Annotated in this window: 17 protein-coding genes; 9 read left to right on the top strand and 8 right to left on the bottom strand. The window is 44.1% G+C overall.

What is annotated here, in order from left to right:
- Window positions 1–30: 30 nt before the first annotated feature.
- A complete protein-coding gene (locus tag BW716_RS02285; protein WP_083720531.1) occupies window positions 31–576 on the bottom strand; it encodes a hypothetical protein in 546 nt (181 codons plus the stop codon).
- 244 nt (window positions 577–820) lie between these two features.
- Here BW716_RS02285 and BW716_RS02280 point away from each other — a divergent pair, with 244 nt between their 5' ends.
- From BW716_RS02280 to BW716_RS02270, 3 genes are all read left to right on the top strand, one after another.
- Window positions 821–1624, top strand: coding sequence for an AraC family transcriptional regulator (locus BW716_RS02280; protein WP_083720529.1), 804 nt, complete (start codon window positions 821–823; stop codon window positions 1622–1624).
- 25 nt (window positions 1625–1649) lie between these two features.
- On the top strand, window positions 1650–3107 hold the full coding sequence (locus tag BW716_RS02275) for a serine hydrolase (protein ID WP_083720527.1): 1458 nt from the start codon (window positions 1650–1652) through the stop codon (window positions 3105–3107).
- A gap of 393 nt (window positions 3108–3500) precedes the next feature.
- Window positions 3501–6869, top strand: a complete 3369-nt coding sequence (locus tag BW716_RS02270; protein ID WP_083720525.1) for a gliding motility-associated C-terminal domain-containing protein — start codon at window positions 3501–3503, stop codon at window positions 6867–6869.
- A gap of 453 nt (window positions 6870–7322) precedes the next feature.
- Here the strand turns inward: BW716_RS02270 and BW716_RS02265 are convergent, their stop codons facing one another.
- Entirely contained in the window at window positions 7323–7655 is a 333-nt protein-coding gene (locus tag BW716_RS02265) for an MGMT family protein (RefSeq protein WP_083720523.1), read from the bottom strand.
- 304 nt (window positions 7656–7959) lie between these two features.
- Between BW716_RS02265 and BW716_RS02260 the strand changes: the two genes are divergently transcribed.
- Window positions 7960–9426, top strand: a complete 1467-nt coding sequence (locus BW716_RS02260) for an RICIN domain-containing protein (protein ID WP_083720521.1) — start codon at window positions 7960–7962, stop codon at window positions 9424–9426.
- 131 nt (window positions 9427–9557) lie between these two features.
- Here the strand turns inward: BW716_RS02260 and malQ are convergent, their stop codons facing one another.
- Both malQ and BW716_RS02250 read right to left on the bottom strand, forming a co-directional pair.
- On the bottom strand, window positions 9558–10928 hold the full coding sequence (gene malQ / locus BW716_RS02255; RefSeq protein ID WP_083720519.1) for a 4-alpha-glucanotransferase: 1371 nt from the start codon (window positions 10926–10928) through the stop codon (window positions 9558–9560).
- A gap of 303 nt (window positions 10929–11231) precedes the next feature.
- On the bottom strand, window positions 11232–11945 hold the full coding sequence (locus BW716_RS02250; RefSeq protein WP_083720517.1) for an NUDIX domain-containing protein: 714 nt from the start codon (window positions 11943–11945) through the stop codon (window positions 11232–11234).
- A 185-nt stretch (window positions 11946–12130) separates the two neighbouring features.
- On the opposite strand from BW716_RS02250, the gene BW716_RS02245 reads away from it, so the two are divergent.
- Entirely contained in the window at window positions 12131–13540 is a 1410-nt protein-coding gene (locus BW716_RS02245) for a sugar MFS transporter (protein ID WP_083720515.1), read from the top strand.
- Here the strand turns inward: BW716_RS02245 and BW716_RS02240 are convergent.
- Window positions 13529–14230 (bottom strand): DUF1361 domain-containing protein, encoded by a 702-nt coding sequence (locus tag BW716_RS02240; protein WP_179090970.1) that lies wholly within the window; start codon window positions 14228–14230, stop codon window positions 13529–13531. The genes BW716_RS02245 and BW716_RS02240 overlap by 12 nt on opposite strands.
- A 193-nt stretch (window positions 14231–14423) precedes the next feature.
- Window positions 14424–15371, bottom strand: coding sequence for an aldo/keto reductase (locus BW716_RS02235; protein WP_083720511.1), 948 nt, complete (start codon window positions 15369–15371; stop codon window positions 14424–14426).
- A gap of 99 nt (window positions 15372–15470) precedes the next feature.
- Between BW716_RS02235 and BW716_RS02230 the strand changes: the two genes are divergently transcribed.
- Both BW716_RS02230 and BW716_RS02225 read left to right on the top strand, forming a co-directional pair.
- Window positions 15471–16427: an ABC transporter ATP-binding protein gene (locus BW716_RS02230; RefSeq protein WP_083720509.1), complete on the top strand. Its 957-nt coding sequence runs from the start codon at window positions 15471–15473 to the stop codon at window positions 16425–16427.
- The gene (locus BW716_RS02225; RefSeq protein ID WP_083720507.1) at window positions 16415–17176 is read left to right on the top strand and encodes a class I SAM-dependent methyltransferase; all 762 of its coding nucleotides are present in this window, start codon (window positions 16415–16417) and stop codon (window positions 17174–17176) included. The genes BW716_RS02230 and BW716_RS02225 overlap by 13 nt, the downstream gene beginning before the upstream one ends.
- 233 nt (window positions 17177–17409) lie before the next feature.
- Here BW716_RS02225 and BW716_RS02220 read toward each other — a convergent pair whose 3' ends face one another.
- The gene (locus BW716_RS02220; RefSeq protein ID WP_083720505.1) at window positions 17410–17772 is read right to left on the bottom strand and encodes a group III truncated hemoglobin; all 363 of its coding nucleotides are present in this window, start codon (window positions 17770–17772) and stop codon (window positions 17410–17412) included.
- A gap of 41 nt (window positions 17773–17813) precedes the next feature.
- Window positions 17814–18245, bottom strand: a complete 432-nt coding sequence (locus BW716_RS02215; RefSeq protein WP_083720503.1) for an Rrf2 family transcriptional regulator — start codon at window positions 18243–18245, stop codon at window positions 17814–17816.
- A 348-nt stretch (window positions 18246–18593) separates the two neighbouring features.
- Between BW716_RS02215 and BW716_RS02210 the strand changes: the two genes are divergently transcribed.
- Window positions 18594–20846: a DUF5703 domain-containing protein gene (locus BW716_RS02210; RefSeq protein WP_235643417.1), complete on the top strand. Its 2253-nt coding sequence runs from the start codon at window positions 18594–18596 to the stop codon at window positions 20844–20846.
- A gap of 233 nt (window positions 20847–21079) precedes the next feature.
- Window positions 21080–22567, top strand: coding sequence for an alpha-amylase (locus BW716_RS02205; protein ID WP_235643415.1), 1488 nt, complete (start codon window positions 21080–21082; stop codon window positions 22565–22567).
- Window positions 22568–22734: the final 167 nt, after the last annotated feature.

Genomic DNA, 22734 nt, shown 5'->3' with positions numbered 1-22734 from the left:
ATTCACCATTAAGCAACTTAGATATAATCTCTACCCCAACAGCAACCCCCTCTCACTCACATTCCCCGGCAAATCCTCCACAAACACCCTTATCCTCCCTTTCTTCGGCATCTGCGCTACCTTATAACTCCAATCCACCCCATTCTTTTCCGGTACTGCCTTGCCCTCTTCTATCACCTTCCCACTCTCATCCTGCACCCTCACCCTCACTGTCGCTAACCGGAACTCATTCTTCGCCGTCACCACCACTGTATCTGTAGCTTCCACTTTAATATCCTGTATCACCGGCGAATGAAAAGCATCCTTCACCGCCATATTATACGCATTCTGCCCCGGACCAGCCAATGACTGATAATAAGCCTTTACCTCAGGATCCTTGATAATTGCTACCGCATACGCACTCGCTACCTTCATTTTCCATCTCACATCGAGTTGCTTCTGAGTCGGTTTCTTTTTGGATTTTCCGCGCTTTACGGCAATGATAATCTGGCCGTTTCGCTTGTAGATAGTAAACTGTTTGCCCAGTGTGCCCTGCACATTTTGCAGGAGCAGGTTGCTGTCTTTTACAATGGCCATAGGTTAAAATTTGAGGTTAAAACAATACACTGAATTTACGACTTTTATATGAAGAGACTGCCAATTCGGTAAAATAAAGTCATCAATTAGGCACCTCATTATCGATTGGATAATGAGATGCCTAATTGGTAACCTGATAATGACCATAGAATGATAGGATCTTACCGAAGCTTGAGTAACTGAATAAAGGTTAATTTCAACATAAGGGATCTAACCCCTGAATTAAGTTTCTTATCTTACTACCATGATCTCCCGCCAGACAGGACAATTTTACGGTCAGACTAACCAATGCTTACAGCAAAACGGACTCACCCTGACCGACACAGAATACACCCTGCCGGAGGTAGACTGGCATTACCATGAAAATGCCTACTTCACCTTTATCCTGCAAGGCCATGTGATAGAAGGAAATAAGAAAGAAACCTACCATTGTGGACCCGGCGACCTGCTCTTTCATCACTGGCAGGATGCCCACTATAATATCAAACCTCCAGGTTTTACCCGTGGGTTTCATATTGAAATTAACCCAGGGTGGTTTGAACAGTATGACCTGCCAGATAATCTCATTGAGGGTAGCGTGCGACTCAAAGACCCGCGCCTGAAATTGCAGATGTACCGTATTTTCAGAGAGAGTAAGGAACTGGATTGTAAAGCAGCTATTGACGCCTTGTTAATAGAGTTATTTAATAATGCAATAGTAAAGCCCGAAAGCTACCCCGCATGGGTAAAAAGACTCGATGCCCTATTGCATGATGACAGGGAAAGTCATTTATATTCCTTAAAAGAATTGGCATCCAAAGTAGATGTGCATCCCGTGCATTTATCAAGAACATTCCCGGTATATTTTAAGACCCGGCTCAGTGATTACCAGCGGCAACTGAAATTGTCGAAAGCCCTTAATTTATTGGGAGATAGAGATCAAACGCTGAGTTCCATTGCCGCCTCCTGCGGATTTGCTGATCAAAGCCATTTTATCCGACAGTTTAAACAGGTGCAGAAAATGACCCCACTGGCGTACCGCAAAATGTTAACAGGATTCTATTTTTAGAAAATTCCCGGTTATAAATTTGAGCATGAAAAGACACCTACTCATTATTTGTTTATTCCTGACGGGCGCAATCCATGCCCAGACTATTATATTTTCAGGCGATTCGATATTTTCGAATAAATCTAATCTGTCGATTTCAGTGGCGCTTAAGCAACCCCTGATTGATTATTTGAAAGAATTAGCCCCCACAGATTCTTTATGGAAAACAGGCAACTACCAGTTTTCATTTTATGTGGATAATCATCTCATTTATCATACTGAATTATGGCCGGGATTCCCTGATCCCAACGATCAGAAATGGACAAAGCCACTCATCGATTACCAACATGAAGGGGCTTACTGGAGCCAGTTTGCCTGGTATCGTTTCATGAATAATGGAGGTGAAAAAGCATTGTCAGAAGGACCACATACCTTAAAAATTGAATTACGCCCCTATGTAAAGGCACCTGATCTGAAAATAGGAGAGATCATTGCCGAAGGAAAGTTCGCGCTGAATGTGAAACGCATTGCTGTAAAACCATTACCACTTGCCAAAGTGCACCCTTATAAAGACCTTCCTGTGTCAAAAGAAAAATTTGATACTAACAAGATTAAGTTGTTAAAAGGTGCTATAGAAGCGGGTGTATTCCGCCACATCACCAGCGTAGTCGCTATCAAAAATAACAAGATCTTATTCGAAGAATATTTCGATGGCAATACCCGGGATAGCCTGCATGATGTACGTTCTGTAGGCAAGACCTTTGCAGCAGCATTAACAGGTTTAGCTATCCGTGATGGATATTTAAAATCAGAAAATCAGACCCTGGGAGAGTTCTATTCCCTTCCAAATGAAAAAGCAAAAATCACTTTAAAGGAACTCCTCACCATGAGCTCCCCTTTTGATGGTGATGACAGTGATGATAACTCACCCGGTAATGAAGAAAATATGTACCCTACGGAGAACTGGTTACAATTTACGTTGAACCTTCCGGTAGATACTATTAAATACCATGGCCAATGGCATTACTTCACCGCCGGTGTGATGCTATTAGGAAGTACGCTTGATAAAATCATTCCGGGAGGATTAGAAAAATATGCGGATAAAGTACTCTTCGCGCCATTACATATCACCAATTACAAATGGCAATACACCCCGCAACATGCTCCCAGCACTGCCGGTGGTATTCGTATGAACAGTCTTGACTTTGCGAAGTTTGGATTAGTATATGCGAATAAAAAAATCATCCCTGCCAGTTGGGTGGAGAAAAGCCTTTCTCATCAATTGCCCATCACTGGCAGAGAGAATGAATTTTATGGGTACCTGTTCTGGAATAAGAAATATGGTAAATATGAGACTTACTATTGTTCCGGCAATGGAGGAAATAAGATTTATATCTTCAACGATATGGTGATTGTGATCACAGCTACCGCTTATAATATGCCTTATGCACATGGACAGGTGGATAAAATGATGGAAGAATTTATCCTTCCGGCAATCTATTAAAGACATGAACGCTTCTGCAGTTTTGCAGAAGCGTTCATTCATCAAAGCGCAACTTCAACCTATCTCAAATCCATCCCTACCTCAACCTATCTCAAATCCATCCTTACTTCAATTAAGTAATATTATCCGCTGCTTCCAATCCAATTACTGTACTCACCACATTGCCCGACCCATCGCCATTTATCCGGCAGTAAGGCGGAGAAAATTGTACAAAACTTACCAATATCAATGAGGGAAATTGACCTTTTGGAGGAGCAAATATTCTCGGTTTGATCAGGCAAAAGGGGGTATATTAAATATGAATTAATCTAAATATTATTATACTTTTGTCTGGAGGGGAACGCCAGCTTTTTAGAAGCATTACCACAACCCTGAATCTTAATCAGATAACAAATGTCTAAACTACTAAGCCTGTGCCCGTGGGTGATAATTGCATTGTTTCCTGTGCAATCGGCATTTTCTTTCAATCGCATTTACGTCAACGTAAACAATCCTACACCCGGTACCGGTACAAGTTGGGCGACCGCCTACAATGACCTGTCGGCAGCAATAGCCGCAGGAAATCAGGCAGATACATTCTGGGTGGCGCAGGGTACTTACCTGCCTACGGCTACTACGGATAGAACGATTGCTTTTTCTCCGAAACCTTCTCAGGTGATCTATGGAGGGTTTATCGGCACCGAGGTGTTGCTCTCGCAGCGAAACTGGAAGACGAATGTCACCATTCTAAGTGGGGATATTGGAACGTCCGGTATCGCGTCGGACAACTCGTACAATGTAGTGCGTATCATCAACGCTACTGTCGATGGTGTTACGATCAGGGATGGTCAGGGAGATTATGGTTTTCCTGCCCTGACGGCGAATCAATATAATACAGGGGCGGGCGTGAGTCTGTATGCAGATGCATCGGCATCGGCTGTGGCGGCGATTGTCGCAAATTGCACGTTTACAAATAACTATGCGATATATGGAGCAGGGTTAGGTGTGTTAGGCATTACTTCGGGTAGCGCCCAACCTTATCTGGCTACCAAGGTGTCAAAGTGTATATTCATAGGGAATACCGCCAATACAGCGGGTGGGGCTATCTCTGTTACTTATGAGGGTGCCTGCTGGGGAAATGATTATACTGACAACAGTATCTTCATTGGGAATACGGTTACTTCCGGACAAGGTTCAGTGATTGCCAATATACTGGATGGTACCACTACTGCACACAGGCCCTGGATGGACAATGTCGTGTTTTGGGCAAATGGTGAAAACCTGGCCTACAACTCTCTCGCTAATGGAGCGACTGGCGGACCTTACATAGAATTTGCCATCGTGTGGAGAAACGGTGCTAAGTATGGAGCTTCCAACTTTAGTGATGCGAATATCACCTGGCATGACAGTGACATTTATGTGGATGATGCGGGTCTGCCTGCCAACAATATCAACAGTGATCCACAATTTGTAGATGCATCGAATTATGATTTTCATGTGGCGCCTTGTTCACCTGTCATAGATGCAACTATCCTGACTGCTGTGGGTAGCAGCACGACGGATTATGGTGGTAACCCACGTGTAGTGAATACTGTAGATATGGGTATCTATGAATCTACAAAGACGATCTCCACTGCGCCTACGGCCAGTCTGCAATACTTTTGCCAGAATATGGATGCTACGCCCCTTGTAGCTACGGGCGATAACCTGCTATGGTATACTGCCGCAACAGGTGGTACGGGGTCTTCAACCGCACCTACACCGGTTACAACCGCTTCAGGATATTTGTATTACTATGTAACACAAACCACGGCCGGGGCTTGTGAGAGTGACCGTACGATGGTGACAGCCTATGTAAGAGCGCAACCTGCGGCACCGGTGGTAACTGATGTAGCTTACTGTAGGTATGCAACAGCATCGGCACTGACAGCGACAGGTACGGATTTAAAATGGTATACAGCGGAAACAGGTGGTACGGCACTCAGCACCGCACCAGTTCCGGCTACAACAGTGATCGGTGTATCTTATTATTACGTATCGCAGACGGTGGGTTGTGAAAGTGATCGTGCGCCGTTGCAGGTACTTGTAAACGGAATTCCTGCGGGACCAGCAGTATCAGATGTGACCTATTGTATCGGTTCAACAGCCGCACCATTGACAGCTACTGGTAGTAACCTGCTATGGTATACGACATCAACAGGTGGTACAGGATCTGCAACAGCACCTACTCCATCTACAGCTGTAAATGGTACCACTACCTATTATGTGACACAGAATCCCGGATGTGAAAGTAGCCGTTCTGCACTGACAGTGACCATAGGTAGTCAGGCGACACCACCGATTGTGAATGACTTTACTTATTGTCAGAATGTGGCAGCGCCAGCGTTGACAGCATCAGGTACAAACTTATTGTGGTACACATCTGCTACAGGTGGTACAGGTACGTCTGTTGCACCTGCGGTGAATACAGGTACTTTAGGTACGACTTACTATTGGGTCACACAGCAGGATGCGGGTGGTTGTGAGAGTGAACGATCAGAACTGTCAGTAACCATTCTGGCACAGGCACAACCACCAGTGGTGAGTAACCTGGATTATTGTCTGAACCAGTCAGTGCCGCAACTGACAGCAACGGGTACAAATTTGAAATGGTATACAGTTGCTACAGGTGGTACGGGGTCTTCAACAGCACCGATACCAGTTACATTATCAGTAGGGTCTACTACCTATTATGTATCGCAGACTACAGGTTGTGAAAGTGATCGTGCTGCACTGACAGTGACGGTAACTACGTCTACATCACCAGTAGTAACGCCATTGACTCTATGTCAGTATTCATCAGCAACATCGCTTACAGCAGAAGGTACTAATTTACTGTGGTATACGGCTGCTACCGGTGGTACGGGTTCTTCAACAGCACCCATACCTTCAACACTGGTAACTGGTTCGACAACGTATTATGTGAGTCAGACGGATGGATGTGAAAGTGCGCGGGCACCAATGACGGTGACAGTGAAGCAAAGTCCGATCGCTGATTTTACGACGAGCGGTGGTTGTGCAGGTACACCGATGACAGTGACACTGGTACCTGCGGAGTCGAAGACAGCTTTTTATACCTGGAATTTTTATAATGCAGTGAGTGTAAGTGGAGATGATCCGGGGCCATATCAGGTGTTGTGGCATGATCCGGGAGCGTATACAGTTTTATTGATGGCGTATGATGGTCAGTGTGAAACGAAGGTAGAAAAAGTGGTATCGGTAGGAGTGGCACCGGAAATTCAGGTGACACCATCCGCGGGGATGTATTGCATCAATGATACGGTGACATTAAGAGCAAGTGGTGCATCGACGTATGAGTGGAGTCCGGCCACGAATTTATCTGCTGTTACCGGTGCTGGTATTCTCGCTACTTTCAGGGGAGATGCAACTTATACAGTAACGGGTACGGATGCCGGTGGTTGTGTGGGTACGGCAGAAGTACATTTGAATCTGAGTCCTGATTGTAAGATATATTACATGCTGCCTACGGCGTTTTCGCCGAATGGGGATGGGAAGAATGATGTGTTTAGGGCGAAGACTTCCGATTTGCCGGTGGTGTTTGTGATGAGGGTGTATAATAGAGTAGGACAGTTGGTGTTTGAATCGCATGATGTAAATACCGGATGGGCTGGTATGCAGAAGGGGCAGCAGGCGGCGTTAGGAGCGTATGTGTATATGATTAGTGCGGTAACATCGGAGGGGAAGCATATAGAGCAATCAGGTAGTGTGGTGTTAACGAGGTAATATTTAAGATATTGGTATTTTTAATAAGCTGACATTAATAAGCCGGCCGCAGGCCATGGATAGCTAAAGAGCGTTTTTACCAAAGGTAAAAGCGCTCTTTGACTATTTAGAAGTTGTTGGATTATACCCATATTGCTTTTTAAAAGCAAAAGAAAAATGTGACAAATCAGAGATGGATTTGAACGGCTTTTCATCCACAGGGTACTTGGTTAGTCTGCACAGGTGATTGCGGGGAATGAGGACTGTATCACCGCTGGTATACACTTTCTCCTGAGTGCCGTAATGAATAAGAAGTTCGCTATAGGGTAGGGGTTGGTTTGTTTAAAAGGCGTAATTGGTTTGTTTAAAAGTCGGGGGTAAAGGGTAAAAGATCATAATTATTGGAGAATTAAAGTCTGTTTCTTTCCCTGGTTGTTAAAAGTCGATTTCTTTAGCGACCTGTTACTATCGGCTCTACAAGTCAATTTCTTCAGAAGGATCCCAGAAGATGTTTCTAAAATTCACCACTTTATCATTCTTTATTTCCACGCCTTCTTTTTCCAAAAGTTTTCGGCGAACAGCAACATGCCTTGGGTCACCGGTCAGATATCCCTGGCTATTGACCACTCTCTGAAAAGGCACAGGCTTTTTTTCTTCATTTACAAGTCCCATAGCACGTCCTACCATGCGGGAAAGGTTGCCTTTACCAAGGGCTTTGGCGATGGCGCCATAAGAGGTAACACGGCCTTTGGGAATGGCGCGGGCGATGTCGAAGACGAGTTTGTTGAAGTCCGGATCGTTTTGCATTTTTCAAATGTAGGAAACCTGGGGTAATTCACCCAGCTTAGGGATTGTAAAAATTCTTAATCAGCAACCTAAGATAATTTACCCACCGGTTCAAAAGCAAATTCATTTAGTCATTCAAAAAGAATAATGTTGCTGATTTTGATTTCTCAAATAGATAAAAAATAATTTCTCAAATAGATAAGAAATAGTTACCCATATACCTCTACAAATAGAAAGCATTAATAATTCATCCGGGTTACCATTAATAAAATGATTTTTCAAAACAATTTTTTAATTGTAAATTATACAATTAATTCTCACGTTTATGAAAACCAAATTAACCCTTATTGCAAGCGCCATGCTTGCCTTCGCCTGCAATAAAGAGCAGGCAGATCTGTCGTCACTCAAATTGAACAACTCCACTGCTGTAGTAGCTGTAGCCGTTGCCTCCAGTGATTTCAAAGGCGTCAACTGGGCGGATAGCAGGGACAACTTTGCAGATGATGCACTGATCCTTTCCGGCACTGTCTCTACTGATACCTACGCCAGTATGCAAACAAAGGCCGATTACATTCTCAACGGCTTTGTTTCCGCCGGCGCGAACACCGTGCGGCTACCGGTCAATCCTTCTACAGTAGTGAGTTCTTTCTGGTCTACTTACAAAGGCGCTATCGACAAAGCGACCTCCAAAAACATGAAAGTTCTATTAGGCTATTGGGAAGGATCTTCCTCCCGTGATGGCCTAATTGACAACACCACCACATTTTGGCAAATGTGGGACACGATTGTCGCTAATTACAGATCTAACACACTGGTGTATTTTGAGTGCTTCAATGAACCGCATGGGTATAGTGCGAGTGATTTGAAGACGCTCTACAATACATTTGTAACCAGGTACCCTGGCGTACCTAAAAACAGGTTTGTATTGGATGGGGTAGGGTATTCTTCCGATGTGAATACCATTGGCGCAGATACCCGCTTTGACAGTTGTTTGCTCTCTTTTCACGACTACACCTGGTTTGAATCCAGCAAAACTACCACTGCTGATTGGGAACAACCGGTGAAATCATTGTCTTATCCAACAAGAACGATCGTTACTGAATTTGGTACGGTCATGACAGATGGTACGAATTACACCGGAGCGCCGGGTTCCAATGTAAACAACACTTACCTGCAAGGTATGACCAATTCACTTCATGATCTGGGTGTAGGTTGTGTATACTGGCCAGGATTAAGAACAGGGGATACTTACAGCATGTTTACTTCCACTGGTTCTGCATTGACGACTAACAATACTTCTGGTCTGACCCGCCTGAAATACGCATGGGGTACAGGAACCATTACTCCTCCGTATGCATCATTTACTTCCGGTACTTATTACAAAGTTATTAACAAGAATAGTAGTAAAGCATTGGAAGTATACAATCAATCTACTGCTAATAGCGCTGCTATTGACCAGTGGGATTATTGGGGTGGTGCGAATCAGCAGTGGACATTCAATGCACTGGGTAGTAATTATCAGTCTATCATCAATAAGAATAGTGCAAAGGCGCTGGATGTAAATGGCGCTTCTACGACTGCGGGTACAGGAATTATTCAGTATGATTATTCAGGTGGTACGAACCAGCAGTGGCAGGTAATTGATATTGGGTTTGGGTATTATAAAATACTAAATAGGAATAGTGGGTTTGCAGTGGATGTAAATGCGGCGTCTACGACGAATGGCGCGGGTATTATACAGTGGAACTGGAATAGCGGAGCGAATCAGCAGTGGCAGATAACGGCGTTATAAGGTGGTCATTAAATAATAACAAGAGGTGCGTAAGATGTAAGTTTTACGTGCCTCTTGTGTTTTCAGAAAAGTAGTTTCCCGAAAAATTGCAGTGTATTTTAATCACTCGTACCTCCCAGAAACCGTCATAGTTATCTCCGGCCATAGACCTTCACCCATTTCTTCAATCGCTTTATTTTCTTCTTTTTAAACTGCCCCGGCATCATCCTCCATTTCCAGTTTTTATTACTCCCCGAAGGATGATTCATCCTCGCATCACCAGACAGCTCCAACACATCCTGCATAGGCAAAATCACAATATCTGCTATAGAAGAATAAGCCATCCTTGATAAAATACGCGCCACTTTTTTAGGCGCTATTTTCAACCCTGTATATTCCCGGAAGTTTAATCTTGTTTTGCGATCCGCATCTTCCTCATACCATCCACGGGAAGTATTATTATCATGCGTACCCGTTACTGCCACCACATTCGAAATAAAATGATGCGGTGCATGATCACTTTCCGGCATATCCTTCCCAAAACCAAACTGCAACACCCGCATACCTTTCAAATTGAATTGTTCCTGCAAGGCCCTCACAGGTGCATCGATAGTACCCAAATCTTCTGCAATAAAAGGCATGGTAGGAAACAGTGCTTTAAATTTTTCAAACAAATCCGCTCCCGGACCCGGTTTCCATTGCCCATTCACAGCCGTGGGTTCACCAGCAGGAATTTCCCAATAAGCAGAAAAGGCACGGAAGTGATCAAGACGAATAATATCAAATCTTTCCAGATTGCGTTTTATTCTACGTATCCACCAACTGTAATTATCTGCTTTGAGCGCATCCCAGTCGTACACAGGTACATTCCAGCATTGCCCTGTCTCACTAAAATAATCCGGTGGCACCCCACCTACACCATTGAGATTAAAGTACGCAGGATGGGCTTTTACATCGCAGGCATTGCCATGCATATAAAAGGGAAGGTCCCCAAAGAGTAGAATTCCTTTGTCATTGCAATAGGATTTGAGCGCTACCCATTGCTGGTCAAATTTAAATTGATACCATTTCTCACGTTGAATATCTGTAAACTCATCGAGCCAATGTGCCTGTTCCCTGCAATAATTTTCGAAGGCCGATTGATCTTGTGTCTGTACGAAATTCAGGTAAGCGATTTCCAGTAACGCTCCTTTGACAGGAATAGCTTTTGCAAAATCAACCTGGTCCGAAACAGACAAGTGACACTTGCTGAGTTGGGCAGGGGTGAGTAAACCTTCTTTGGCCAGCAATTCCGGGCTTATCAATAATGGTTCGCCTGCCATACTGCTGATTGGGCTGTAGGGAGACAAATGTTCCGGATGCAAAGGATTGACAGGCAGTACCTGCCAATAACGTTGCCTGGCCAGGTGTAGCTGATCTGCAAAGTGATAAGCGGATGGGCCTAAATCGCCGGCGCCAAAAGGCCCGGGTAGAGAAGTAATATGTAGAAGTATACCGGCACTACGTTGTGAAATAGTTGTCATATGCAAATGTACAGCTACTTCTGTGCCAGTCCGGTTATGGAGATATTACTACGTGTATTTGTATTAAAAGGAGTAGGCATACATCTACCTATCCGCGGATATCTATGATGAGGAAATTAAATTATTCTTGATTTGAAGTAACCTGTTTTGGTGAATCTGCGGAATGAGGAAATTAAATTATTGGTACGAATCCACTTATTTGACGTGTAGGAACTGCAATCAGATCGTGATTAAAGGCATGTGCATCTCCGTGACATGGCTAATCAAAAGCCTGTCATCTCCCTGAGCACGTGAACCCTATTTTTATTTAGTATAAATCGACGGATCAAACTTATACAGATGTGGCGCCTTGTGCGCCCCCCCTGTCTTTGCCTCCCCTTGTTTAATCAGGATATTCTCCTTCATAATCTTCCTGTAAAAATTCCCCCTGTTAAACTTCTGATTCATAATCTTCTCATACAGGGCTTGCAGTTGTGGCAAGGTAAAGATCTCAGGCAGCAGGTTGTACCCAATCGGTTTGTGATACAGCTGATCCCGCAGTTTCTCAAGGGCCTTATCGATGATCTGGCGATGGTCCATGACCATTTCGGGCAATTCGTAAACCGGCATCCATTCGCAGGCATCACTAAACATATCAGGAACTGGTGTGACCTGTGACTGGTCTATTACCGCATAATAACCAATGGTAATAAAACGCATCTTATGCCACAGGTTATCATCGTACGCTGCAAAATAATCTTCGGAGCGGTTAGGTTCTCCGAATACCCCAAATACTTCCAGAAACACCTTCTCTGCACCACTTCGTTCGAAGAGGATCCGCTTCGCTGCATCATCAATCGATTCCGTTTTTTGAATATAACCGCCGGGGAGGATCCAGCTGTTATCTCCTTTCATTTTTGCCAACAGTACATTGAAACTGCCCTGGTGATAGCCAAAAACCACGCAGTCGACAGATAGGTGAGGTAGGGCATTTTTCCATAACGCCTCGCTGGCTTTTTCAATCTCAGTATTCCGCATATGACAAAGATAAATAGATTTAACATTAGTGATGATCTTACCCGGGGAAATGCCTGATTCTCGTTTCCATGGCAAGGAAACTTATATGATTTTGAAAGTTTTTGCCCTTTTTTTGACAAAAAATGATTCAGATAGGTGTATGTTTGTGTTTTGCCAACTTTAACAATGAAACGTAAGTCCGGGTTATGAACAATCATAAGAAAGGAAACAATGCAATTCCACTGATCACGATCACGTTATTGTTTTTTATGTGGGGATTTATCACGTGTATGAACGATATTTTGATCCCTTACCTGAAAGAGTTGTTCCAGCTCACATTCTTTAAATCGATGCTGGTTCAGTTTGCGTTCTTTGGCGCATATTTTATCGGTTCGCTGATCTATTTCATTATTTCCTATTACAACGGGGACCCTGTAAATAAAGTGGGGTACAAGAAGGGGATAATCTTTGGTATTATCCTGTCAGCGCTGGGCTGCGTATTATTCCTGCCAGCTGCTACATATGGTGTATATGGTCTGTTCCTGAGCGCATTGTTTGTGCTTGGTTTGGGCTTCACTGTATTGCAGATTACCGCGAATGCCTATGTATCACTGCTGGGGCCGGAAGATAGTGCTTCCAGCCGGTTGAACCTCACACAGGCGTTTAACTCATTCGGTACTACGATAGCGCCAATATTAGGTGGTCACCTGATATTTGAACTGTTCAAGGATCCCAATGGTGGTTTCAGTGCCGCAGCAACGAGAATTCCTTACCTGATCTTTGCAGGTATCCTCTTGCTTGTAGCGCTGCTGATCTGGCGTGTAAAACTGCCTGCATTTGCAGTAGATGAAGAAAACCAACCGAAAGGATTGGGTGTATTACAGTTTCCGCAGCTGAAAAGAGGTGTGCTTTCCATCTTCTGTTATGTAGGTGGTGAAGTAGCCGTGGGTAGTTTTATGATCAGTTTCCTGGGTCTGCAGGATATCGCTGGTCTGCCGGAAACTGAAGCGAAGAAATACCTGGCTTTGTATTGGGGTGGTGCAATGATAGGCCGTTTCGTAGGTGCTATTTCCCTGAGCCATACCATGAGCCAGGCAAGGAAAGCAGCGTATATGCTGGTAACAGCACTGGCGGTATTTGTGGTGATTTACCTGTTGGTAGGTATGCCATTTGACCAGATCGCGTTCTTCCTCATCTTTATTGCACTCAACTTTGTAGGATTCCTGGTGGGCCGTTCTGCTCCTGCCCGTACATTGGTTATTTTCTCTCTGGTCAATATGTTCCTGCTGGCATCTGCCATCATTAACAAGGGAGAGATTGCGATGTTCAGCATTGTAGGTATCGGTATCTTCAACTCCATCATGTTCTCCAATATTTACACACTGGCGATTGCCAAGCTGGGTACTTATACCAGTCAGGGTTCATCTCTGTTAGTGATGGCTATTCTGGGTGGTGCGATTATGCCTGTGATACAGGGTGCACTGGCAGATGCGATTGGGGTACAATATGCATTGGTAGTGCCGCTTGTTTGTTATGGAGTAGTGCTGAGTTTTGGTGTGTATTGTATGAGGCGGTTTAAGAATCTGGAAATGACATCAGTGAAGTCAGGACACTAAGGTAGACTGACTGCAGGATATAGATAAGCGTCCCTCGTTTTGAGGGGCGCTTTTTTTATGATGATGCAGTTGTTGCAAAGTGTAATAAATAATACCGAACATCCCCCCAAAACCTATACTGAATGCCCATGCACCCATATGATCATATGGGTTGAACAAATGATCCGCTATGGTGAATAACAATGCTTCCGGATTGGTCACAGCATCCCAGCTGTTGAACCGCAAAAACCTGCCAATATACACTCCATATCCACATAGAATGAAGCTGACAACCACGATCACTTTTACCCACAGCCCTTTCACATGAAGAGACAAAAAATGTTCTACCTGCATTAGAGAAATGATTCCCAGCAACAAGCCGTTCCAGGCTGCTGAAGAGACGATGAGGAGATCGAACCACTGTGGAACAGGCGGTCTTTCCTGAAAGTGAAAGAGATCCGTGATCATGTACGGTGCATTGGGGAAAAATACCAGCCAGCAAGCCAGCACACCGACAGTACGGAGATTGATACCGGACAATCTGGCCAATTTACGACTGAATATCAGGGGTAATACACCCAAAAATGTGTTCCAGATATAGAATAAATAGAAATATTCATGATAGCGGAGAACGCGTGCGACGAGGAGTGCCATCGTAAAAGCAATGGCAATACCCAGCATTTTTTCGAGTGGGGAGATTCTTTTCAACATAATGGTCAGGTTATTCATGCTCAATTTACTGTTTTTGGCTGCAGTGATAGTACATAGGCATAGCAGGGATGCGGGATGGGAGCGGATTCTTTGAAGGGTAGGTACACTGCCTGTCCGGGTCGCTCTACCATAAGTTCAGTAAGGTGTTTACTGGCATTCGTTGACCGCAACCAACCTCCTAAGCAGGTAGCAATTATTTACTGGCATTATCCAGCAATCCCAGATCTTCCGCATCCAGCTGTAAAGCCGGTGCCGCCACCAGAGTTTCCAGCTGATGTTGGCTTGTAGCACTCACGATCGGAGCTGCAATGGTTGGTTGCGCCAGCAACCATGCCAGTGCAACAGTTGCAGGTTTAGAATTATGTTTAGCCGCTACTTTGTCCAGTGCATGTAATACCCCAATACCTTTTGCATCCAGGTATTTCCTCACTCCTTCACCACGCACACTTTTCTTAAAATCTTCCTCAGAACGGTATTTACCTGTCAGGAAACCTGCTGCCAGTGACCAGTAAGGCATTACACTCAAACCATACTGCTGTGCAATAGGTTGGTATTTTGTTTCAAAATTTGCACGCTCTACCAGGTTGTAATGTGGCTGTAAAGCCTGGTAACGGGGTAAACCCTTTTCTTCTGCCAGTTTCAGGGACGCTGTCAGGCGCTCCGGTGTCAGGTTGGAAGCCGCAATGTACTTTACTTTACCAGCTTTGATAATTTCATCGTAGGCAGACAATGTCTCTTCTAAAGGAGTCACATTATCATCAAAGTGTGTATAGTACAAATCAATATGATCTGTTTGTAAACGTTGCAATGACTCATCAACTGATTTCAGGATGTGTGCCCTGCTCACATCTTCTTTATGTTCTTTGTTCTGAGAACCTACTTTGGTAGCGATGACAACCTTATCGCGGTTGTTGCGCGCCTTCATCCATTTACCAATGATGGCTTCTGATTCACCACCTTTATTGCCTTCTACCCACCAGGAATAAGTATCCGCAGTATCAATGAAATTAAAGCCGGCATTGACAAAAGCATCTAATATTTCAAATGATTGTTTTTCGTCTAAAGTCCAGCCAAATACGTTACCACCAAAGTTGATTGGAGCTATCTGTAAATCTGTTTTCCCAATAGTTATCTTTTTCATCTGTCATCAATTTGAGAGGATAAAAATACCCCTAATAGCGACCGCAGGGTTTGTAAAATGGGGGCAATTAATTGTATATTTCTTTTACTTTTGTTTATTATGAGTTTTTTAACAGCAACAGGGATCCGTAAACAGGAGAATGGCGAATGGGTATTAAAGGGTATTAATTTTTCGCAGGAGAAGCACCAGCAGATTGCTATTGTAGGGGCCTCCGGTTCCGGGAAAAGTACCTTACTGAAGATTGTAGCCGGATTGATGCAGACAGATGAAGGTGAAGTACGATTTGAAGGTACGCGGGTAAAAGGCCCACACGAAAGACTGCTTCCCGGCGAACCTGGTATTGCTTACCTGAGTCAGCATTATGAACTGAGATTGAACTACAGGGTAGAGCAGGTGCTGGAATATGCCAATAAGATGACGGATGACGAAGCAGACGAACTCTATAGCATATGCAGGATCAATCACCTGATGAAGAGAAGAACCGATCAGCTCTCAGGTGGGGAAAAACAACGAGTGGCTATGGCCCGGTTGTTAATTGGTAATCCTACATTATTCCTGTTGGATGAGCCTTTCTCCAACCTGGATTATTCACATAAAGAGATCCTGAAAACGGTGATCAGGGAAATCGGAGAAAAGCTGGACCTGACCTGTCTGCTTGTATCACATGATCCACAGGATACACTGTCATGGGCAGATGAAATACTGGTGGTGAAAGATGGTTTGATTGTGCAGAAAGGCACGCCGATTGATGTATACAATCATCCTGTGGATGAATATACGGCAGCGTTGTTTGGTCCTTATAATCTGGTTGATGCGAAGGTGCTGGAGCTGACAGGCGAAGAGCAAGCATTTATTCGCCCCGAGAATTTGCAGTTTGCATATAAATCCGGGATCAAAGGCATTGTAGAAGCAGTAGATTATATGGGGAGTGCGTATGAGGTGCGTGTAAAGGTTCCGGGAGGTTCCCTGTTGGTCAGAACACCTACTGATGTACTGACTAAAAAGGGGAGCACTGTATATCTCACTATTAAACCTGATAGTATATGGCGTCTTTAGACAAGTTTAACTCCAAAGAAAGATTTTCTGACAGGGTAGACAACTACAAAAAATACCGTCCTACCTATCCGGATTCGTTACTTGATTTTTTGCAGGCAAAAGGTGGGCTTACCAGTGATGCAACAGTGGCAGATATTGGTTCCGGTACAGGTATTCTGACGGAATTATTATTAAAAAAAGGTTGGACGGTGTATGCGATAGAGCCGAATGCAAAGATGCGTGAGGCGGCAGAAGCACAGTTGAATGACTATCCCAATTTTTCTTCTCTCACTGGTTCAGGGGAGGCGACTGGGTTACCAGATCAGTCAGTACAACTGATTACAGTGGCGCAGGCTTTTCACTGGATAGATCCTGTGTTGGCGCGGAAAGAGTTTGATCGTATCTTATTACCTGATGGGCATATAGCGTTGCTGTGGAATTTGCGTACGCTGGATTCTCCGTTTGACAAAGGGTATGAAGATATTAAGGCGAAGTATGGAACGGATTATCATGAGATCCGGAAGGCACATGAGCCGGAGCTGACGGCGTTTTTTGCACCTGCCACGATGGATGTACACTACTTCAGGCATAGCCAGCAGCTGGACTTTGAGGGATTGAAAGGGCAGGTGTTAAGTTCTTCTTATATGCCGCAACCAGGGCAGAAAAATTATGAGGAGATGATGGAAGCGCTGACAGAGTTGTTTGAGGTGAATCAGCGGGATGGTGAAGTGACGATTACTTATGATACGAAGTTGTACATCAATAAATAGCTGTACATCCGCAATAAAATATGCATAAATGGGGGAATTCACTAATTCTCAGAAAACGATAGCGCCTGCCGCAGGAGAACCCGCAGCAGGCATTACATCTTTTTAACGCTCTTCTTTTAAAGACCACCCGGTCTTTAATCCAATTACAAAAATCACCAGCAGGAATTCACCCACTGCCAGCAATATATCGCCTGGTACTCTTAACCAGCGGAGTTTTGCGAAACCAGGATCTCCTATGCCGGGCGGGTCACTACATGTTGCATGACGGCCGATATTTTTTGTGCCCTGTTTTTAGCTGCCTGTGCGGTTTCGCCGGCGAACAGTTCATCTATGGTTTGCTGAAAGATGGAGAGCCAGGTGTTGAAATGCACAGTGTCGATAGCCATTCCGCGGTGTACACTCATTGGATCGCCCTCGTACTTTCTGGTACAGAGGAGGAGTGTACTCCAGAAGTTACATAGTTTCTGCAGGTGGGTATCCCAGTCTTTGATGCGGGCGTTGAAGATGGGACCTATGGTGTTGTCCTCTCTTACCCGGGCATAGAAGGTATGCACCATGAGTTGTATGTCTTCTTCAGTTGTAATATCGGTCAGCATAATTTAATACCTTTTTGTCTTTTATTAGTATAAAAAAAATGTCAGCGTTTCAGGAACCCAATGTCTTTAGTGAGTTTTTCGTGAAACTCGTCCAGTCTGGTGTTGTTCAACATATTAGCCATATCTTCTCTGATTCTCTTGAACTCGTGGTGGATGGGACAGGGTTTGCTTTCTGAGCAATAATCCAGGCCGAGTCCGCAGCCGGAGAAGATCTTGTCGCCGTCAATGGCTTTGACGATGTTGGCGATAGAGCATTGGAGGGCTTTGTCATCCAGGTAAAAGCCGCCGGTGGGGCCTTTGAAGGAGAGGAGTAAGCCTTTCCTTGTAAGTTCCTGCAGGATTTTGGCGATGAAGTATTCAGGGGAGTCGATACCTGCAGCAATGTCCTTAACGCCGACTTTGACGTTATTTTTGGATTGCTGTGCAATATAGATCATTGCCCTGATGCCGTATTCGCAGGTTTTTGAGAACATATGGCAAAGATAGGGTGGAATTAATAAAAGATAAAAAAGTATTTTATTGGTAGTGTGTCATTTTGAATTTAGTCAAGCCGGCCGCAGGCCCATTCCGAATCTTCCACGCAGTTGCCTACGACAACTGCGTGGAAGATTCGGGTGATTTTTTAAAGAAAATTGAAATTGATACACTACTATTTTATTAGAAGGGGGCTAAATTGGATGGATGGACAAATTGAGGGCAGACAATAACAATATAAAAGGGTGATTTTATTTTTGAAAGCGTATGCTGTATTTTTAAGTGTAGCATTTACAACCAATTCCATGTTATATCGACTTTTGTTATCCTGTTTATTGATTTTTTGTTTGAAAACGAATGCGCAGCTGGTATGGAATACCCAAAGCCGGCATGCAGGAGAATCTATGCCTTGTGGAGGTGGAGATATTGGGTTGAATGTGTGGGTAGAAAAGGGGGATCTCCTATTTTATTTATCGCGCAGCGGTACATTTGATGAGAATAATGCAATGCTCAAGTTGGGGAGGGTAAGAGTACGCATAGAAGGCAGGCCATTTGACAAGGGGGATTTCAGGCAGGAGTTGCACTTGGAGGATGGGAGTGTGATTGTAAGTGGAGGTGGGGTACGCATAGTATTGTGGGTAGATGTATTTCATCCGGTTGTGCATGTGAGTATGGAAAGTAAAACAGCAGTGCGGATGAGTGCTGTTTATGAATCATGGAGATATGAGGATCATGTTATTACAGATGCGGTAGAGTGCAGGGCGAATTCATATAAAGAATTACAAGCTTTTCCGATTACGACTTATAAGGATACTGTTTCTTTTGTGGGAAATAGGGTACAGTTTTATCATCGCAACAGGGATGATAAGGAGGATATTTTTGATTATACAGTGAGGATGGAAGGAATGTCTGCGGTGAAGGATCAGTTATATAATCCTATCCGGCATAATACTTTTGGAGGAATTATGCAGGGGAAAGGGATGATAGCAGGGGGAAATACGGATGGCCAGTATGCAGATACAAAATATCGTGGGTGGGAATTGAGAACATCTAAGCAGGTCAAGTCGCAGGAAATAACGATCGGACTGCATGTAGCACAGACGAATACATCGAAGGATTGGGAAGAGGGGCTGTGGGCATTGATAAAGGAATCCAAACCTGTATCGAAATCTACATCGAAATCTCTATCGAACCCTGTATCGATAAAGATATCCATTGAGCCGTCTTTAGGGCGGAGACGCAGCATCAAATGGTGGAAACAATTCTGGAATCGTAGCTATATTCATATTGATAGTAAAGATGCTGCTGTTCGTACAATAGACCGTAATTATGAATTATTCCGTTATCAGTTAGCCTGCAATGCATTTGGTGAATGGCCTACAAAATTCAACGGCGGGTTATTCACATTTGATCCCTGTTATGTAGATAGCAGTAAACATTTTTCTCCTGACTTCAGGGCATGGGGTGGTGGTACTATGACCGCGCAAAATCAACGACTGGTTTATTTCCCCATGTTGAAAAACGGAGATGGAGAAATGTTAAAAGCACAATTTGATTTTTACATGCGCATGTTGCACAATGCATCTTTGCGTAGCAGGGTGTATTGGAACCATGTCGGGGCATGCTTTACAGAGCAGATAGAAAATTTTGGTCTGCCGAATGTAACGGAGTATCACCCGAAAAGACCGGCTGGTACTGACCCTGGTGTAGAATATAATAAGTGGTTGGAGTATGAATGGGAAACGGTGTTTGAGTTTTGTCTGATGATGCTGGATGAGCAGCGATATGATGGTGTGAACTTACAAAAATACCTGCCGTTTATAGATAGTTGTTTGTCTTTTTATGATGCACATTATCACAAATTCGATGCACAGGGGCATTATATATTTTATCCTACTTCTGCTGCTGAGACGTATAAGCTAACTTATAATTCCACTACTGTGATAGCAGCGATGCAGACGATTTTACAAAGATTGATAGTGGTTGCACCTGATCCAAAATGGGATACGATGTTAGCACATTTGCCACCCATTCCTTTTGGTGAATATGAAGGTCATACCACTATTTTGCCAGCAGAGAAATGGGAAAGAATTCAGAACAGGGAAACGCCACAACTTTATCCTGTATTTCCCTGGGGGATTTATGGCATTGGAAAACCAGGATTGGATACTGCTATTAATACTTATAAATACGATCCACAAGCAGTAGCGCAATGGGATTACGCAGGGTGGAAACAGTATTCCATCTTTGCTGCCAGATTGGGCATGACAGCAGATGCAGCGAAATTAAGTGTATTGAAATTTAAAGATGGGCCACATCGTTTTCCTACATTCTGGGGCCCGGGTTTTGACTGGACACCGGATCATAATTGGGGAGGATCTGCCATGATAGGGGTGCAGGAAATGCTGCTACAAACGGATGACAGGAAGATTTATTTATTACCCGCATGGCCGGGAGAGTGGGATGTATCTTTCAAATTGCATGCGCCTTATCAAACGACTGTGGAGGCAGTGGTGAAAGGGGGGAAGGTCGTGTCATTGAAAGTAACCCCGAAGGAAAGGGAGAAAGATGTTATTTATCCAGGCAGGGGGTATGATTGATCTGTGAAGGTAACTGCGGCGGCAAGGGAGAAGCATGTTGTTTACCCGGACAGGGGGTTGTGATTGATCTGTGAAAGTAACTCCGTTGGCAAGAGATAAAGATGTTATTTACCCGGAATGGGGTGGTGATTGATCTCTGAGGGTGTTCCTGGCGATAAGGACCTGGTCTATCCAAACTGGGGTGGCATATGATTTGATTTATATTATTTATCCCCAAATGGATAGCAAAAGATATGCAAAACGGTACGATGATCCAGTATTTCCACTGGTATACTTCCGCAGATGGCAGTTTATGGAAAGAAGTAAACAAAAATGCCAAAGCCTTAGCTGCGATGGGCATCAACGCTGTATGGCTTCCTCCTGCTTATAAAGGAGCAGATGGGGCTAACAGCCATGGATATGACACTTACGATAAGTACGACCTGGGCGAGTTTGATCAGAAAGGATCTGTACGTACCAGATTCGGTACCAAAGAAGAATATATTGCCGCCGCAAAAGCTATACATGATGCAGGGATGCAACTGTATGTGGATATAGTGGCCAATCATATGATAGGTGCAGATGAAACCGAGAGAGTGACAGTGCGGAAGGTAGATTTGGAAAACAGGAATGAATTCATTTCTGAGCCTTATGAAATAGAAGCCTACACTAAATTCACCTTTCCGGGCAGGAAAGGACAATATTCACAGTTTATATGGGATCACCGCTGTTTTACGGGGATCGACTATGCTGCAGATACGCAGGAGAGCGGGATCTTTACCATCCAGAACGAATATGGAGAAGGTTGGGAAGATATGGTGGATGATGAAAAAGGCAACTTCGATTACCTGATGGGTGCAGATGTGGAATTCCGGAATCCCGAGGTGAGGGAAGAGTTTAGAAGATGGGGAGAATGGTATTATAATACTGTGAAATTCGATGGATTCAGATTGGATGCTGTGAAGCACATTACCCCTGATTTTTTCAAGGGATGGCTGGAGCAGATGCGGCAGCATGCAGGGCGGGAAATGTTTACAGTAGGGGAGTATTGGGCACCTGGGCACCTGGATTTATTATTGAAATATATAGATGCTACAGAAGGTAGGATGTCATTGTTTGATTCTTCCCTGCATCAAAATTTGCATCATGCATCAAAGTGTGGAAAAGATTATGACCTGAGTAAAATACTGGATGATTCGCTGGTGGCCACCAAACCTTTTCTGGCGGTGACTGTAGCAGGAAATCATGATACGCAACCTTTGCAGGCGCTGGAGGCCCCCCTGGATGATTGGTTTAAACCACTTGCGTATGCATTGATCTTGTTGAGAGAGCATGGGTATCCATGTGTATTTTATGCGGATTTGTATGGAGCGGAGTATACCGATAAGGATGGGGAGGGGAATGATTGCCATATTTTGATCGCACCGGTATTAGGGTTGGATAAATTGATAAAGGCAAGGGATCAATATGCATATGGTATGCAGCGGGATTATTTTGACCATCCGAATTGTATTGGTTGGACGAGAGAGGGAGATGAGGAGCATGCAGGCGCTGGTTGTGCGGTGGTCATGTCGAATGGAGAAGAGGGGAATAAGCATATGGAAATAGGTCAACGGCATGCAGGGAAAAAATTCAGGGATATAACGGGTAGCAGGGAAGAGGAGATTACTGTGGGAGAGGATGGTTGGGCTGAATTTACCTGTGGAGCCGGATCGGTGGCTGTGTGGGCGGAAGCCAGATAGGAACGGAGGAAGCGGCGATGAATTAAAAGGTATACTGAAGCAAAAAGAAGTAAATAGAAAACGGAATTACGCTCAGGTAAATGGAAGTAAACTGAAGCAAAAATGGATAAATGGGAAACTGAATCATAATCAGTTAATAAGACGTAAACAAATTAAAGCCCCTGTAA

It is taken from the genome of [Flexibacter] sp. ATCC 35208 (genome assembly GCF_001975825.1).
Taxonomy (GTDB): domain Bacteria; phylum Bacteroidota; class Bacteroidia; order Chitinophagales; family Chitinophagaceae; genus Chitinophaga.
Note: the sequence above shows the minus strand (reverse complement) of the source record. Positions and strands in the feature narration are given on the sequence as shown.